At 65.1% G+C, this 14,801-nt stretch carries 17 protein-coding genes; 5 read left to right on the top strand and 12 right to left on the bottom strand.

Annotated features, from left to right (window positions below):
• Positions 1–8 precede the first annotated feature (8 nt).
• The 3 genes from sdhC to sdhA all read left to right on the top strand — a co-directional run bounded on the left by sdhC (position 9) and on the right by sdhA (position 2,705).
• Positions 9–437 (top strand): succinate dehydrogenase, cytochrome b556 subunit, encoded by a 429-nt coding sequence (sdhC, locus tag Y88_RS04690; RefSeq protein WP_018075359.1) that lies wholly within the window; start codon positions 9–11, stop codon positions 435–437.
• Between the two features lie 75 nt (positions 438–512).
• On the top strand, positions 513–896 hold the full coding sequence (gene sdhD, locus Y88_RS04685; protein WP_018075360.1) for a succinate dehydrogenase, hydrophobic membrane anchor protein: 384 nt from the start codon (positions 513–515) through the stop codon (positions 894–896).
• A 3-nt stretch (positions 897–899) separates the two neighbouring features.
• Positions 900–2,705 (top strand): succinate dehydrogenase flavoprotein subunit, encoded by a 1,806-nt coding sequence (gene sdhA / locus Y88_RS04680; RefSeq protein WP_008066740.1) that lies wholly within the window; start codon positions 900–902, stop codon positions 2,703–2,705.
• A 122-nt stretch (positions 2,706–2,827) separates the two neighbouring features.
• Here the strand turns inward: sdhA and Y88_RS04675 are convergent, their stop codons facing one another.
• The 12 genes from Y88_RS04675 to ypfJ form a co-directional block, all read right to left on the bottom strand.
• Complete coding sequence (locus tag Y88_RS04675) at positions 2,828–3,667, bottom strand: F0F1 ATP synthase subunit gamma (protein WP_008066739.1); 840 nt, start codon at positions 3,665–3,667, stop codon at positions 2,828–2,830.
• Positions 3,660–5,165, bottom strand: coding sequence for a F0F1 ATP synthase subunit alpha (locus Y88_RS04670; protein ID WP_008066737.1), 1,506 nt, complete (start codon positions 5,163–5,165; stop codon positions 3,660–3,662). The genes Y88_RS04675 and Y88_RS04670 overlap by 8 nt, the downstream gene beginning before the upstream one ends.
• Entirely contained in the window at positions 5,152–5,889 is a 738-nt protein-coding gene (locus Y88_RS04665) for a hypothetical protein (RefSeq protein WP_008066735.1), read from the bottom strand. The genes Y88_RS04670 and Y88_RS04665 overlap by 14 nt, the downstream gene beginning before the upstream one ends.
• Positions 5,890–5,895: 6 nt before the next feature.
• Positions 5,896–6,150, bottom strand: a complete 255-nt coding sequence (locus Y88_RS04660) for a F0F1 ATP synthase subunit C (protein WP_008066733.1) — start codon at positions 6,148–6,150, stop codon at positions 5,896–5,898.
• Positions 6,147–6,836 carry a F0F1 ATP synthase subunit A gene (locus Y88_RS04655; protein ID WP_008066732.1) on the bottom strand — a complete coding sequence of 230 codons (690 nt, stop codon included), beginning with the start codon at positions 6,834–6,836 and terminating at the stop codon, positions 6,147–6,149. The genes Y88_RS04660 and Y88_RS04655 overlap by 4 nt, the downstream gene beginning before the upstream one ends.
• Positions 6,833–7,090, bottom strand: a complete 258-nt coding sequence (locus Y88_RS04650) for an N-ATPase subunit AtpR (protein WP_018075361.1) — start codon at positions 7,088–7,090, stop codon at positions 6,833–6,835. The genes Y88_RS04655 and Y88_RS04650 overlap by 4 nt, the downstream gene beginning before the upstream one ends.
• Positions 7,087–7,359 carry an AtpZ/AtpI family protein gene (locus tag Y88_RS04645; protein WP_008066729.1) on the bottom strand — a complete coding sequence of 91 codons (273 nt, stop codon included), beginning with the start codon at positions 7,357–7,359 and terminating at the stop codon, positions 7,087–7,089. Before Y88_RS04645 ends, Y88_RS04650 begins: the two co-directional genes overlap by 4 nt.
• Positions 7,356–7,787: a F0F1 ATP synthase subunit epsilon gene (locus Y88_RS04640; RefSeq protein ID WP_008066728.1), complete on the bottom strand. Its 432-nt coding sequence runs from the start codon at positions 7,785–7,787 to the stop codon at positions 7,356–7,358. Before Y88_RS04640 ends, Y88_RS04645 begins: the two co-directional genes overlap by 4 nt.
• Positions 7,784–9,220, bottom strand: a complete 1,437-nt coding sequence (atpD, locus tag Y88_RS04635; RefSeq protein WP_008066727.1) for a F0F1 ATP synthase subunit beta — start codon at positions 9,218–9,220, stop codon at positions 7,784–7,786. Before atpD ends, Y88_RS04640 begins: the two co-directional genes overlap by 4 nt.
• A gap of 105 nt (positions 9,221–9,325) precedes the next feature.
• The gene (locus tag Y88_RS04630) at positions 9,326–9,766 is read right to left on the bottom strand and encodes a hypothetical protein (protein ID WP_008066726.1); all 441 of its coding nucleotides are present in this window, start codon (positions 9,764–9,766) and stop codon (positions 9,326–9,328) included.
• A 202-nt stretch (positions 9,767–9,968) separates the two neighbouring features.
• A complete protein-coding gene (locus Y88_RS04625) occupies positions 9,969–10,556 on the bottom strand; it encodes a hypothetical protein (RefSeq protein WP_232280913.1) in 588 nt (195 codons plus the stop codon).
• Positions 10,549–11,433: a KPN_02809 family neutral zinc metallopeptidase gene (gene ypfJ / locus Y88_RS04620; RefSeq protein WP_008066724.1), complete on the bottom strand. Its 885-nt coding sequence runs from the start codon at positions 11,431–11,433 to the stop codon at positions 10,549–10,551. Before ypfJ ends, Y88_RS04625 begins: the two co-directional genes overlap by 8 nt.
• 263 nt (positions 11,434–11,696) lie before the next feature.
• On the opposite strand from ypfJ, the gene Y88_RS04615 reads away from it, so the two are divergent.
• Together Y88_RS04615 and guaB are read left to right on the top strand one after the other, a co-directional pair.
• On the top strand, positions 11,697–13,217 hold the full coding sequence (locus Y88_RS04615; RefSeq protein WP_008066723.1) for a M28 family metallopeptidase: 1,521 nt from the start codon (positions 11,697–11,699) through the stop codon (positions 13,215–13,217).
• Between the two features lie 105 nt (positions 13,218–13,322).
• Positions 13,323–14,780 carry an IMP dehydrogenase gene (guaB, locus tag Y88_RS04610; protein ID WP_026166807.1) on the top strand — a complete coding sequence of 486 codons (1,458 nt, stop codon included), beginning with the start codon at positions 13,323–13,325 and terminating at the stop codon, positions 14,778–14,780.
• The last annotated feature ends 21 nt before the right edge of the window (positions 14,781–14,801 follow it).

Genomic DNA, 14,801 nt, shown 5'->3' with positions numbered 1-14,801 from the left:
GAGTTTCCATGGCGCAGGCACACAGCAACAGGCCGATTTCGCCGCATCTCCAGATCTGGCGCTGGGGCCCGGCGATGCTGGTTTCCATCCTGCACCGTGTCACCGGCAACGGGCTTGCTTTTGCAGGCCTCGCCCTGTTGCTCTGGTGGGTCGGTGCGATCGCCGGTGGTGAACAGAGCTACCAGACTTTCATCAGCTTCGTCTGGACCGGCGCCGGTTCGCCTCTCGCCGCCCTGACCGCGATCCTGGCAAAGCTCGTCCTCGTCGGGCTGACCTGGGCGTTTTTCCAGCACATGGCCAGCGGCCTGCGGCACCTCGTGCTCGACATCGGCGTTGGCTACGAACTGCACACCAATGCGCGTTGGTCGGTGCTGACGCTGGTCTTCTCCGTCCTTGCCACCGCCCTGTTCTGGGCATTCGTGCTGATGCCGCGCTGATCGCGCGACCGGCTTTTCCGGCCTCGTCCGCTCCGCCGTCCGGAGCATGGGGCCGCCTCTTTGAACGAGGGTTACATGGGTAACGGTACTTCCATCGGCCGGGTGCGCGGGCTGGGTTCCAGCCATCAGGGTGCGCATCACTGGCTTCTCACTCGCCTGACGGCGGTGGGCAATCTCATCCTTATCCCCTACCTGATCGTCAGCCTCGCGCTGCTGCCTGACTTCGAATGGGCGACCGTCCACTCGTGGCTGGCCAAGCCGGTGCCCGCCACCGCGCTGATCCTGACCTTCATCAACACCTTCTATCATGCGCGCCTGGGCATCCAGGTCATGCTGGAAGACTATGTGCACGAAGAAGCCGGCAAGATTGCCGCGTGGCTTCTGGTCAACATCGTGCCCTTCGCCGCCGGCGCTTTCGGCGTCGTCTCGGTCATCCGCATCGCGCTGGGAGCTGCCTGAGCCATGACTGCCGCATACAAGATCATCGACCATACCTATGACACCGTGGTCGTCGGCGCTGGTGGTTCGGGCCTGCGCGCGACCATGGGTTCGGCTCAGGCCGGTCTGCGCACGGCGTGCATCACCAAGGTGTTCCCGACTCGCTCGCACACTGTTGCGGCACAGGGCGGCATTGCCGCTTCGCTGTGCAACAACACGCCCGACCACTGGACCTGGCACATGTACGACACCGTCAAGGGGTCGGACTGGCTGGGCGACCAGGACGCGATCGAATACATGGTGCGCGAAGCGCCGGCCGCGGTCTACGAACTCGAACACGCCGGTGTTCCGTTCAGCCGCAACGCCGACGGCACCATCTATCAGCGTCCGTTCGGCGGTCACATGCAGAACATGGGCGACGGCCCGCCGGTTCAGCGCACTTGCGCCGCGGCTGACCGTACCGGTCACGCCATGCTGCACGCGCTCTATCAGCAGTCGCTGAAGTACGACGCGGACTTCTTCATCGAATATTTCGCTATCGACCTGATCATGGAAAACGGCGTTTGCCGTGGCGTGATCGCGCTGTGCCTTGATGACGGTTCGATCCACCGCTTCCGCTCGCACGCCGTTGTGCTGGCGACCGGCGGTTACGGTCGTTGCTACTACACCGCGACGTCGGCTCACACCTGCACCGGCGACGGCGGCGGGATGGTGCTGCGCGCGGGTCTGCCGCTGCAGGACATGGAATTCGTGCAGTTCCACCCGACCGGCATTTACGGCGCGGGCGTTCTCATCACCGAAGGTGCGCGCGGCGAAGGCGGCTATCTCACCAACTCGGAAGGCGAACGCTTCATGGAGCGTTATGCTCCTTCGGCGAAGGACCTTGCCAGCCGTGACGTCGTGTCGCGTTCGATGGCGATGGAAATTCGTGAAGGCCGTGGCGTGGGGCCGCACAAGGACCACATCTACCTTCACCTCGACCACATCGACTCGAAGGTTCTGGCCGAACGTCTTCCCGGGATCACCGAAAGCGGCAAGATCTTCGCGGGCGTCGACCTTACCCGTCAGCCGCTGCCGGTCGTGCCGACCGTCCACTACAACATGGGCGGTATCCCGACGAACTATCATGGCGAAGTCGTCACGCTCGGCGCCGACGGCAACCCCGATACGGTCGTTCCGGGTCTCTTCGCGGTTGGTGAAGCAGCCTGCGTGTCGGTCCACGGTGCAAATCGCCTCGGCTCGAACTCGCTGATCGACCTTGTCGTGTTCGGTCGCGCTACCGGTCTGCGTCTCAAGGAAATCGTGAAGCCGGGCGCTGCCCACGCTTCGCTGCCCAAGGACAGCGCCGACCTCGCGCTTACCCGTCTCGACCACTTCCGCAACGCCAAGGGCGGTTCGCCGACCTCGCAGATCCGCGTCGAAATGCAGCGCGCGATGAGCCAGCACGCGGCGGTGTTCCGTACCGACGAAGTGATGGCCGAAGGCAAGGTGAAGCTTGCCAAGACCTACGAACGGATGCAGGACGTTGCCGTCTCCGACCGTTCGCTGATCTGGAACTCGGACCTCATCGAAACGCTCGAACTCGACAACCTGATCTCTCAGGCCAACGTGACGATGTGCAGCGCACACAACCGCAAGGAAAGCCGCGGTGCCCATGCGCACGAGGACTTCCCGACCCGCGACGATGCGAACTGGATGAAGCACACGATCGCATGGTTCGATGGCTGGGGCGGCAAGGGCGGCAACATCCGTCTCGATTACCGTCCGGTCCACGAATACACGCTGACCGACGATGCCACCTACATCAAGCCCAAGGCTCGCGTGTATTGATCACGCAGGCCCAAGCCTGATCGCGAAAAGGCCGGGGCGGAAACGTCCCGGCCTTTTTCTTTGGTTTGTCGATGGTTGCTGCGAAATCTTGTGCGGCTTGCGGAGCCGCTGCCGCATGGTCTTCAGACTTGTTGTGAAGAAGCGGCGAGCTCGGTGATTTCGCTGGTGATGGTTTCCTGGCGCAGGCGGCGTGCGTCGGCGGTCAGCGTGTCGAGGCGTTGTTCGACATTGCCGCGCGCAGCGATCATCGCGCGCATGCGAGCCTCGTTCTCGGCAGCGTAACTGAGCATCAGGGCTTCGCACAGTTCGGCGAAGACATATTCCTCGCTCAGCCGCGTCAACAATCGTGCGGGTGGAAGATTGAACAGGGGCGGCTGTCGCGATCCGCTTGGGGCGAACCGCCCGAAATCGAACGGCAGCAGATTGCGGTCGGCGATCCGCGTCTCGGCACTGTGGCCTGGACGGGCATGGACGATGGAGACCGAGCGCGTGTTGCCGTCGAGAAGACGCGCGTAAAGAAGATCGCCGACCCGCGTCGCAAGGGCAGGAATTTCATCGGCATGGGCTGCCATCGGCAAGCTGTGCCACGGTGAAATCCCCCGATCCTGCGCTTTGGCGAGTGCGTGATCGCCGACCAGCAGAAGGTCCTTGTCGGAGCGGACCTGTGCCATGGCGCGGTCGAGCAAGGCCTCGTCGTGGCGACCGGTAAAACCGTGTTCACCGCACAGGGCGATGACAAGATGCCCGTCTTCGCGCCGTGGGGGGCCTGCAGCCGCCGGCGCAAGAGCCAGTGTCTCGCCAATGGCCTCAGCCACGGTTCGCGCATGGGCGCGAATGCCTTCGAGTCGGGTTTCCGCTTCGCGCAGACGGACGGCAGCGATCCCGCGCATGGCGCCGATGACGGCGGACAACTGGCGAACGCTGCCGATCCGAGCTTCGATCTCGCTGAGGCGTTCAGCCATTGCCGACTGCGCGGATCAGCGCCGATTTTTGCGCATCGTCGAGCGTTCGCCCTTCTTCGATCGCGGTGATCGCGTCATGGGCGCCGGCATCGATCCGTGCGCCGACCTTGCTGCGCAAGGCGCGCAAGTCCTGCGTCGACAGCGTGTCGAAAGCGCCGTCTTCGAGTGCAGCGAGCAAGGCGATCTGGTCGATTGCCCGCAAAGGGGTGAAGCGCGGTTGTTCAAGCAAGGCGCGGATGGCCTGTCCGCGTGCGAGCTGTCCCTTGACCCGGGTGTCCGACATGCCGCCGAAACGCGTGAACATTTCAAGCTCGAGGAACTGTGCGTATTCGAGCCGGACACGTCCGGAAAACTGGCGCATGGCTGGTTTTTGCGCCTTGCCCCCGACGCGGCTGACACTGAGCCCGACATTGACCGAGGGGCGCTGGTTGGCGGCAAAGAGGCGGGAATCGAGAACGATCTGACCATCGGTGATCGAGATCAGGTTGGTCGGGATATAGGCGGAGAGATTGCCCGCGTCGGTTTCGGCAATGGGAATCGCGGTCAGGGACCCGCCGCCCAATTCCGCCGACAGCTTGCCCGCACGTTCGAGCAGGCGGGCGTGGAGATAGAAGACATCCCCCGGATAGGCCTCGCGCCCCGGCGGCTCGCGCGTGAGCAAGGCGAGTTCGCGATGGGTAGCGGCGTGTTTGGTCAGATCGTCGACCACGATCAGGGCATGCTGTCCCCGCGCGCGGAACCATTCGCCGATCGAGAAACCGGCAAAAGGTGCGATCCATTGCAGGCCGGGGGCAGCCGCTGCCGGAGCGACCACGAAAATGCAGCGTTCGGGCGCGCCATGGGCGCGAACGGCTTCGATGGCCCGCTCGACGGCGCTCGCGCGCTGGCCGACCGCGACATAGATGCAGATCATGTCGCTGTATTTCTGGGCGATGATGGCATCGAGCGCGAGCGAGGTCTTGCCTGTCGCGCGGTCGCCGATCACAAGTTCGCGTTGACCGCGTCCGAGCGCAAAGAGCGCGTCGACGACAAGGACGCCGGTTTCCACCGGTTCGGAGACGAGATCGCGCTCGATGATGGCCGGAGCCGGGCGCTCGATCGGCCAGGTTTCGTGACAGGCGGGAGCCGGGCGTCCGTCCAGCGGACGGCCGAGCGGATCGATGACCCGGCCAAGCAGGGCTTCCCCGACCGGGACCCGCACGACATCGCCCGTTCCGCTTGCCCGGGTGCCTGCTCCGAGGTCGGGCAGGTCGTCGAGCACGACGGCCTCGACCGTCTCGGTGTCGAGCGTCAGGGCAAAGCCCATCGCGCCGTTCGCGAATTGCAGCAGTTCGCCCATGCAGACTTCGGGAAGCCCGGCGATGCGGGCAATGCCGTCGGCAGCGTGAACGACATGGCCAAAGCTTTCCGAGGCAGGGCCGAGCGGAAGGGCGTCCAGGCGCGCCTGTTCGCGGGCCAGCCATTCTGCGTCGCGGGGGGAGGGATCAGCCTCGCTCATCATGGTCCTCGCGGGTGGCGATGTGGTCGAGATCGGCACGCAGGTTGTTGCGCACGATCGCGTCGGCGCTCGACAGTTCAAGGCCTGCGATCAGGGTGGGATCCTCGGCAAAGGTCAGGTCGAGCGTCTGCCCCAGCGCGGTTTCGAGCGTCTGTCGACACGTCTGCCGGGTTGCCTCGTCCGGAGTGCGGGCGAATGTCAGAGTGATCGGCCCTTGCGCAATGCGAGCGCGCGTGGCGTCGGGAAGGGCGCCCAAGGCTTCGACCAGTCCGGGAAGCCAGGCTTCGGCCCGGGTGAGCCCCGGCGCGCGAGCCAGCAGGCGCGCGGTGATGTCGGCGGCGAGCAGGCGCGCGCGCAAGCCGATTTCACTGTCCGCTTCGGCGAGAAGGCCTTTGGCCTTGGCTTCGGCTTCCGCGCGCGCCGTATCCGCTTCGGCGCGCGCTCCATCGAGCAGGGCCTTGCGCTGTTCCTGCGCTTCAGCTTCTGCAGCAGCGAGTGTCGCAGCTTTTTCGGCCGCGAGTTTGTCGCGCTCTGCGTCGAGAGCCTTGCTTTCGCTCTGAGCCTGATCCCGGGCGGATGCAGCCTCGTCGAGCAGGCGCTGCGCCTCGGCCTGTCGCGCGGCGACGATGGCGGCCAGCGGTTTCAGCAGGAAATGTCCCAGAAGCGCCACCAGAACCAGCAGGTTGATTGTCTGCAGGCCCAGTGTCCACCAGTCGATGGTCATGGCGCGTCAGCCGCCGTTGCCGTGGATGAACGGGTTGGCGAACAGCAGGAGGAGCGCGACGACGAGGCAGTAGATTGCCATGGTTTCGATCATCGCCAATCCGACGAACAGCGTGCGGGACAAGGTCCCCGCCGATTCGGGCTGGCGGGCGATGGCATCCATGGCCGCCGCGACGGCGCGGCCTTCGGCAAGGGCCGGACCGATCGCGCCGAAGGAGACGGCAAGTGCGGCGGCCAGAATGCTGATCTGTTCGGTGGTCATGCCGGTTTGTCCTTTTCGGTCCTGTCGTTGCCTTCGCTGACCGCCGCGCCGATGAAGACCGTGGCCAGAATGGCGAAAATATAGGCTTGTACCGCCCCCGTCAGCAGGTCGAGCGCCATAAGCGGGATGGGGACGAGCAGGCCCGCGAGCGAGAGAATGATGCCGACGACGAAGACCCCGCTCATGACATTGCCGAACAGGCGGATGATGAGCGAGAAGCTGCGGGTGATCTGCTCCACCAGATTGAGCGGGATCATGACCCAGGTCGGCTCGGCAAAGCTTTTGAGATAGCCGACAAGGCCTCTGGCGCGGATGCCGTAGGCAATTGTCGCGACCAGCACGATCAGGCCGAGCGCGGCATCGGTTTCGAGATGCGCCGTCGGCGGTTCGATACCCGGAACGAGCGAGCACCAGTTGGCGATCAGGACGTAGATCAGGATCGTGCCGATAAGGCCGCGATAAGGGGCAGGGTCGGATAGGATCACCTCGCGGATTTGCCCGTCAATCGTGCCCGCGATCATTTCCGCGACCGCCTGAACCCGACTGGGACGCATGGTGAGGTGACGGCGGAGCCAAAGGCTTCCCGCCAGCAAAGCGGCCATGATGACCCACGTCACGACCACAGGCTGCGTCACCGGAACCGGCCCGACGTGAAAGAGCGGTTCGAGGACGAGCGGGGAATTCACCGCCGCAACCCCATGATGACGATGCGTCCGGCAAAGATCCCGAGCGCGCCCGCCAGCAACGGGCCGGTGCCGGTGCGCGCAAGGGCATAGAGAGCGCCGCCCAGAACGACCATGCGCAGGGCATGAACCGCAAGGGCAGTGCCGGTGCGTCCATCGACGTATCGGGTGACCGCAAGGTTGAGGCTGGCAAAATGGACGAGGCCCAGCACCAGTCCGCCGAAAAAGGCGAGGATCAGGAGAAGGTTGGCAGTCATAGCTTGCGGTGCATCCATTTCCATGCGGCCCAGCCGCCGATCACCGCGCCCAGCATCAGCAGCGGCGCGGACCAGAAAATGCCGGTATCCAGTTTGCGGTCGAGCCAGCGCCCGGCGAAAAGGCCAAGCAGCATCGGGCCGACGATTGTCCACCCCAGAACGCCGATCTGTCCGAGGCGGGCGGCGAGCGAGGGTTCGGGATCGCGGGCGCCGGCATCGGACCGTTCGCGTGCCTTGCGCGCGGCTTCTTCCATGGCATTGCGGGTCATGACCAGTTGCCTCCGGAAGATCCGCCGTCGGGCATAAGGTAATGAACCATCTGTCGCACGGCACGGGCATGGAGGCGCGTCTGTTCGGCGCGGGCCCGACGGTCGGCGTCGGTTTCGCCTTCCTGCGCATGAAGGACGTCTCCGGCAAGATCGGCAAGCGCCCCGCCGGGAACGCCTTCTCGCGCGGCAATCGCCACCTGACCGTCGCGCACGGAGAGGACGCCCGCGCGCAAGGCGCAGACCTTTTCGCTGCCGTCGCTCAACCGCCAACGCACCACTGACGCCGGCAGGACGGTGAGGAATGCGGCATGGCCGGGCAGGATGCCGAAGCTGCCGGTTTCGTCCTCTGCGCGCAGGGCCACCACATCGTCGCAATCGACGAGCATCTGCGTCGGCGTCGCGATGGTGAGGTGGAGCGGCGCTCTCATGCAGCGGCCTTCTTTGCGGCGGCTTCCTTGGCCCGGCCTTCGTCGAGCGTCCCGATCATGTAGAGCGAGGCTTCGGCCCAGTCGTCGCATTCCCCGTCGAGAATGGCGCGGCATCCGGCAATCGTGTCGGCCAGCTTGACCGACCGGCCGGGCGTCCCGGTCAGTCCCTCGGTCACGGTGAAAGGCTGGGTCAGGAAACGCTGCAGGCGGCGAGCCCGCCCGACGATGCGGCGGTCTTCGGCACCCAGTTCCTCCATTCCGAGCAGAGCGATCACGTCTTCGAGCTCGCGGTAATGCTCGATGGCGCGCCGCACTTCGAGGGCGGTCGTCGCGTGTTCCTCGCCCACCACCAGTGGATCGAGCAGGACGGACGAGGAGGCGATCGGGTCGACGGCGGGATAGATCCCTTCGGCGGCCATGGCGCGCGAGAGGACCACCATCGAGTCGGCATGGGCGGCAATCGTGGTGACGGCCGGGTCGGTGAAGTCGTCGGCCGGAACATAGACCGCCTGAATGGCCGTGACTGAGGCACCGCCGACTGAGGCGATGCGTTCTTCGAGCGCGGCGACTTCGCTGGCGAGCGTCGGCTGATACCCCACGCGCGAAGGCAGGCGCCCGAGCAGCCCTGAGACTTCCGCGCCCGCCTGAACGAAGCGGAACACGTTGTCCATCAGCAGCAGGACATTGCGGCGCGCTTCGTCGCGGAACCATTCGGCAATGGTCAGCGCGCTCATCGGCACGCGCCAGCGGGCGCCGGGCGGTTCGTTCATCTGGCCGTAGACGAGGACGGTGCGGTCGAGCACGCCTGATCCGCGCATGTCGAGCAGCATTTCGTGTCCTTCGCGCGAGCGTTCGCCGACACCGGCAAAGACCGAAATGCCGTCATAGCCCGCGACCATGGCGTGGATCAGTTCCATGACGAGCACGGTTTTGCCCACACCGGCGCCGCCGAACATCGCCGCCTTTCCACCCTGAGCCAGCGGCGTCAGCAGGTCGATGACCTTGATCCCGGTCATGAACAGGTCGGACGTGCCGGTCTGGGCCGACAGCGGCGGCGCGGCGCGATGGATTGGCCAGCGTGGGGTGTCGCCGGGCAAGTCCGCGCCATGGTCGCCGACCGTGCCCGTCACGTCGAGCAGGCGTCCGAGCACGGTATCTCCCACCGGCACGGTGATCGGCGCCCCCGTCGCCAGGGCGACAGTCCCCCGGCGCAATCCGGCCGTCGGCCCGAGCGCGAGGGCGCGAACCTGCGTGGGGTCGAGGTGGGCCTGCGTTTCGGCGACGAGCACGCGGCCGTCGGCAAGAGCAATGTGCAGGGCTTCGTTGATTGCAGGAAGCGACCCTTGGGCAAAGGCGACATCGAGCACGGCCCCGCGCACGGCGGAAACCAGCCCATGGGAAAGGGTGTCGGCGTTGCTCTGTGTCGCGTTCATCAAACCTGCAATCCGTTCACTCTCTGTGGTGCGAGACTACGGAAATCCTGCTGATTTGTCAGCGGAAAATCCCGGTTTCGCGAAAGATGCCGGTGTATCGACCGGTCATTTGCGCTTTGCCGTCTCTTTCGGGGCCTGAGCTGGCAGCGGGGGGAAGGTGCAATGCTGGCTCACGCCATAGCCTTTGAGGAATGAGCGGCGCAGGCTGCCCGCGTAAAGATAGAGCTGGCGCTTGCGGTCGCTGGCATTGGCGCCGGATACCACCCGGACGACGCCGTCGAAGGGGATGAAGCTGCTGACCACTTCGCGGGCGGCAGTACCGACGGCACGCGTACGCTTTTCTCCGGTGGTAAGGGTCGGAGCGGAGTCGATGTCGGGGCCCAGCGCGCTGTCGAGTGCTGCAATTTCCAAGGCCAGCGATGCGCATGTTGGAGAGTTACGCAGTCCATAGGGGTCGGCGAGCGCGGCATCGAGAATCGGCGCGAGCCGATCACGCTTGATATTGAGGTCGTCGAGCGGCTTGGTGGCAATATCCTGCGCGGTCACGGGCTTTGGCGCGACGACGGTTTGCGCCGATAGGGGCAGGGCCAGCCCGAGGGCCGCAACCAGACCCAGGGGGAGGGCGGAGCGGGGGAAATTGGACATGGTGGGTTTCGCAGCCTCGCAATTCAGTGCCCATCATAGGACCGCAAGGCCTTGGAAAGCGAGTGCAAAGGGCGTTTGCAGGATTGCTGTCGTGCAATCGCGCTCATTTGCCGGTGTCTTTGCCTGCTCCTTGGGTGGCAAGAGCCTTGTCGCGAGGTGTCGCCGGGCCCGCCGGATAGCGGCAGCCATGGGTCGTTCCATACCCTTTCAGGAATGCGCGGCGCAGGCTGCCTGCATAAAGATAGAGTTCGCGTTTGCGCTGGGCGGCATTGGCGCCGGTGATTTCGCGGATCACGCCGTTGAAGGGGATCAGGCTGCCGACGGCCGCGCGGGCGGCATTGCCGAACGCCCGGGCCCGCTTCTGCTTGAGCGTTGGCGAGGGTGCGGTGTCGATATCCTGTCCCAGCGACGCGTTCAGTTTCGTCACTTCGCGCGCGAGTGCAGCACAAGTGTCGGGGTGCGGAATGCGGTAGGGATCCTCAAGCGCCAGCCGGAGCGTGTCCGGCACGCGGTCGCGTTTGAGATTGAGGTCGTCGAGCGGCTTTGTCGCGATGTCCCCGGCGGTGACCGGTTTGGGCGCAACGACAGTCTGGGCCTGCCCCGGCATGGCGGGCAAGGCCGCCAGCGCCATCGTTGTCAGCAGCAGGGGCCCAAACCGGAGGCGGGCGGAAGGACGAGGACGGTCAGTCATTCCCCTTGAACGTATCGCAGGCCTTCGGGTTCCCTCCGCTGTCGAGACCGGTCTTGAGCCAGTGCATGCGCTGTTCCGCGCTGCCGTGGGTAAAGGCCGCTTCGACCGGGGTGCGACCGGCTTCCTTCATCAGGGTGTCGTCGCCGATCTGGTGTGCGGCTTTCAGGCCGGACTCGATGTCCCCGGCTTCGATCCGGTCCTTGTTGAGCGCGGCCCAGACACCGGCATAGCAGTCGGCCTGAAGTTCGAGCTTGACCGACAGCGGGTTGGCTTCGCCCGGATTGCGTTCCTGGGCGGTGCGGACCTTGTCGGACGTGCCGAGCAGGTTCTGTACATGGTGTCCGAATTCATGCGCGATCACGTAGACGCGTGCGAAATCGCCCCCTGCGCCGAGCTTCCCGGCGAGTTCGTCATAGAAGCTGGTGTCGAGATAGATGCCCATGTCGCTTGGGCAATAGAATGGTCCCATGGCGCTTTGCGCTTCGCCGCAGCCGGATTCGCCTTCGCGCGAATAGAAGACCAGCTTGGGCGCGCGGAACGGCACGTCCATGCGGGCAAGGACCGGTTTCCACGTCTTGTCGAGCGAGGACAAGGCGTTGCAGCTTTCGTGACTATAGGCGTTGATGTTGCAGCTTTGCTGGAGCGTGTGCCCGCCTTGCACGGCGGACGAACCGCCGACCGGGCCATGGGCGGCAAACTGGAACGCGCCGAAGAGGGCGACCCCGCCCAGGAGGACCGCGACGCCGGTGCATCCGAACATGCGCCAGACCGTGAAAAGCAGCCACATCGGCAGGCCGCCGAAGCCCCCACCTCCACCAAAGGAGCGCCCCCGCTGGTCTTCCACATCGATCGAGGAATCGTAATCGTCGAGCCGCACTGTCCTTGTGTTCCTCTTTGTCGTGGTCCTGACCGGCTGCTGTTCTGCCAGTTTTCCACCACGGCATCGCCATGCCATCGCGCCGCCGCTTTTGCCACTCCTGCGATGAACCGAAGCTGTTCAGGCAATTGGGAACTTGCGCCATCCTTCGCCATTTGTCAGGCAGGGTTCGTGCGACGGGACGTTGGGGATCGACGATGGAGTGTTGGCAGGTAGCGGGGTGGAGGGACCCGGACGGGTCTTGGCTGCTTCGTACTCTGGCCATGGCACTGGCATTGCTGCTGTCCCCGATCATGGCGTCCGATGCGGTTTCGGCGCGCTCTCGTGCGCCCCAGCCCCAGGTGAACAGCCCGCTCGAAGCAGCCTTGCGGCGACATGTCGAAACGCTTGCCAGTGACGAGTTCGGCGGCCGTGAGCCGGGAACCGACGGCGAGACGCGGACTTTGCGGTACCTTGCCCGCCAGTGGTTCGACATCGGTATGGTCAGCGGGACCAACGATCCGGGCAACGAATGGTTTGCGCCGGTCGAAGTGGTCGAGCGCGTGCCCGACCTTAGCCGGATGGTGTTCCTGCGCGGTCATCGCCGCCTGCCCATTGATGGCAACGGCGTTTTTGTCGTGACGTCGGGTTTGCGCAGCCTGATCGAGGATGCGCCGCTGCTCTTCGTGGGCAAGGGGGCCAATCCCGATGCCGCGCGGACCGAACTTGCCGGGCGGATCGCGGTCATTCTCGATAGTCAGACCGTCGCCGCCGAAGGCGAAGGACAGGACGCGCGCGCAGGGCGCCTCCTTGATGCAGGAGCGGCGGCGGTGATCACCGTGCTCGATGCAAAGCGCACGATCGAGGACGTGGTCTCGCGGCGTCGGCGTCCCGGCTATGCTCTCAACGGCGAACGTCTGGGCGGGGACCTGCAGGCCTACATGACTCCGGCGGTTGCCGAGCAGATTCTGGCTGCGGCAGGCGGCGGGGGGCTCGACGCCTTGCGCACGCTTGGCGAGCAGGAAGATTTCAGTTCGCGCCCCATCGGCCTCACCGGCACGCTCGAGGCGACGAGCCGCGAGACGCGCATCCATACGCACAACCTGATCGGCAAAATCGAAGGCAAGCGGCACGATCTGGGCGCGGTCGTGCTGGTGGCGCACTGGGATCATTTCGGGCGTTGCGCCGAACCGCCTGCCGAACACCTGATCTGCAACGGCGCTGTCGACAATGCCAGCGGCCTTGCCGTCGTGACCGAGGCGGCGCGCATGCTGTCGGCCGGGCGCCAGAGCGATCGCGACATCTATGTCCTGGCGACGACCGGCGAGGAAGTCGGGTTCCTGGGTGCGCTCGCCTTTGCGGAAAATCCACCGATCCCGCTCGATGCCATTGTCGCGGTGCTCAACGTCGACAGCACCGGGCTCGTGCCCGCCGGGCTTCCGGTCAGCGTGATCGGGTCGGGCATGACCGATCTCGACGACGGGATCTCCACCGTGCTCAAGGGATTGCACAAGAAGGAGGTCTCCGGAAATGCTGCCAATGCCTATGTCCGGCGACAGGATGGGTGGGTGTTCATCCAGCATGACGTTCCGGCCGTGATGGTCAGCAGTGCCTATTCCGATCAGGCCCGGCTCGACCGTTTCATGGACGAACGCTATCATCGCCCGACCGATATCGCGGCACAGGTGCAATATGGCGGCATGGCCGAGGATGTCGTGCTCCAGGTTGAACTGGCCCGTTTTTTTGCCGATTCCCGTCGGTTTTCCGGGCCGCCGGTCCCGCATCAGGAGATCACCAAGCGGTAGGCGCAGATCTCTTGTGCAAGGAGGCAATAACCCCTCTAGCCATATTCGCCCCGCTTGATTACATGGGCCGCCACGATTCCCCCCGGAGAGAAAGTGGCCGCCGTGATCGATATTCCGCTTGGTTTGACTTATGACGATGTCCTGCTGCGCCCGGGGGCGTCCGACATCCTTCCCAGCCAGGCCGACACGCGTACGCGCCTGACGACCGGAATCTCGCTCAACATTCCCGTGCTGTCCTCTGCTATGGACACTGTGACCGAAGCCGACATGGCGATCGTCATGGCCCAGCTTGGCGGCATCGGCGTTCTTCACCGCAACCTGACTGTCGTCGAACAGTGCGCCGCCGTCCGCGCGGTCAAGCGTTTCGAAAGCGGCATGGTCGTCAATCCGATCACGATCGCGCCCGACGCCACTCTGGGCGAAGCGCAGGCGGTCATGCGCAGCCACAAGATCAGCGGTATCCCGGTGGTCGAGGCTTCGGGCAAGCTGGTTGGTATCCTCACCAACCGCGACGTGCGTTTCGCCGACAATGCGTCGCAGCCGGTGCGCGAATTGATGACGCAGGAAAATCTCGCGACGGTCAAGCTCGGCACCAGCGGCGACGATGCCCGCCGTCTGCTGCATCAGCGCCGGATCGAGAAGCTGCTGGTGGTCGACGAGGCCTATCGTTGCATCGGCCTCATCACGGTCAAGGACATCGAAAAGTCCGAAAACTATCCCAATGCGACCAAGGATGCGGCCGGACGGCTGCGCGTGGCCGCAGCGACCACGGTCGGTGAAAAGGGCTTTGCCCGGACCAAGGCCCTGATCGAAGCCGAATGCGACGTCATCGTCATTGATACGGCCCACGGCCACAATGCCGACGTCGCGCGTGCGGTCGAAGCGGTGAAGAAGCTGTCCAACGATGTCCAGGTGATCGCGGGCAACGTTGCCACCGCCGAAGCGACCCGTGCGCTGATCGACGCAGGGGCGGACGCGGTGAAGGTCGGCATCGGGCCGGGCTCGATCTGCACCACCCGCATCGTTGCCGGTGTCGGCGTGCCGCAGTTGACGGCCGTGATGGAATGCGCCGAGGAAGCCGGGCGTTCGAAGGTTCCGGTTATCGCCGACGGGGGCCTGCGCACGTCGGGCGACGCGGCCAAGGCGCTTGCCGCCGGTGCCAGCACGATCATGATCGGGTCGCTGCTTGCCGGGACCGAGGAAGCGCCGGGCGAAACGTTCCTGTACCAGGGGCGCGCCTACAAGTCCTATCGCGGGATGGGTTCGGTCGGCGCGATGGCGCGCGGTTCGGCCGACCGCTATTTCCAGCAGGACATCAAGGACCAGATGAAGCTGGTTCCCGAAGGGATTGAAGGCCAGGTGCCTTACAAGGGCCCCGCTCGGGACGTCGTCCATCAGCTGGTCGGCGGGATCAAGGCAGCCATGGGCTATACCGGCAGCGCGACGATCGAGGACCTTCGCCACAATGCGAAGTTCGTGCGCATCACCAATGCCGGTCTGCGTGAAAGCCACGTCCATGACGTGACGATCACGCGCGAGGCCCCGAACTACCCCACCCGGTAAGGCTTCGGGTAGCGCACTCCC

The organism is Novosphingobium nitrogenifigens DSM 19370, assembly GCF_000192575.1.
Taxonomy (GTDB): domain Bacteria; phylum Pseudomonadota; class Alphaproteobacteria; order Sphingomonadales; family Sphingomonadaceae; genus Novosphingobium; species Novosphingobium nitrogenifigens.
The sequence above is the reverse complement of the archived record's forward strand: the minus strand, read 5'-3'. Positions and strand labels throughout refer to the sequence as shown.

Excerpts from the sequence above, each read along its gene's own strand:
- Y88_RS04660 (WP_008066733.1), bottom strand. The coding sequence starts at position 6,150 with ATGACCACCGAACAGATCAGCATTCTGGCCGCCGCACTTGCCGTCTCC.
- sdhA (WP_008066740.1), top strand. The coding sequence starts at position 900 with ATGACTGCCGCATACAAGATCATCGACCATACCTATGACACCGTGGTC.
- Y88_RS04665 (WP_008066735.1), bottom strand. The coding sequence starts at position 5,889 with ATGACCATCGACTGGTGGACACTGGGCCTGCAGACAATCAACCTGCTG.
- Y88_RS04670 (WP_008066737.1), bottom strand. The coding sequence starts at position 5,165 with ATGAGCGAGGCTGATCCCTCCCCCCGCGACGCAGAATGGCTGGCCCGC.
- Y88_RS04640 (WP_008066728.1), bottom strand. The coding sequence starts at position 7,787 with ATGAGAGCGCCGCTCCACCTCACCATCGCGACGCCGACGCAGATGCTC.
- Y88_RS04625 (WP_232280913.1), bottom strand. The coding sequence starts at position 10,556 with ATGACTGACCGTCCTCGTCCTTCCGCCCGCCTCCGGTTTGGGCCCCTG.
- Y88_RS04645 (WP_008066729.1), bottom strand. The coding sequence starts at position 7,359 with ATGACCCGCAATGCCATGGAAGAAGCCGCGCGCAAGGCACGCGAACGG.
- Y88_RS04675 (WP_008066739.1), bottom strand. The coding sequence starts at position 3,667 with ATGGCTGAACGCCTCAGCGAGATCGAAGCTCGGATCGGCAGCGTTCGC.
- sdhC (WP_018075359.1), top strand. The coding sequence starts at position 9 with ATGGCGCAGGCACACAGCAACAGGCCGATTTCGCCGCATCTCCAGATC.
- atpD (WP_008066727.1), bottom strand. The coding sequence starts at position 9,220 with ATGAACGCGACACAGAGCAACGCCGACACCCTTTCCCATGGGCTGGTT.
- sdhD (WP_018075360.1), top strand. The coding sequence starts at position 513 with ATGGGTAACGGTACTTCCATCGGCCGGGTGCGCGGGCTGGGTTCCAGC.
- Y88_RS04615 (WP_008066723.1), top strand. The coding sequence starts at position 11,697 with ATGGCACTGGCATTGCTGCTGTCCCCGATCATGGCGTCCGATGCGGTT.
- Y88_RS04650 (WP_018075361.1), bottom strand. The coding sequence starts at position 7,090 with ATGACTGCCAACCTTCTCCTGATCCTCGCCTTTTTCGGCGGACTGGTG.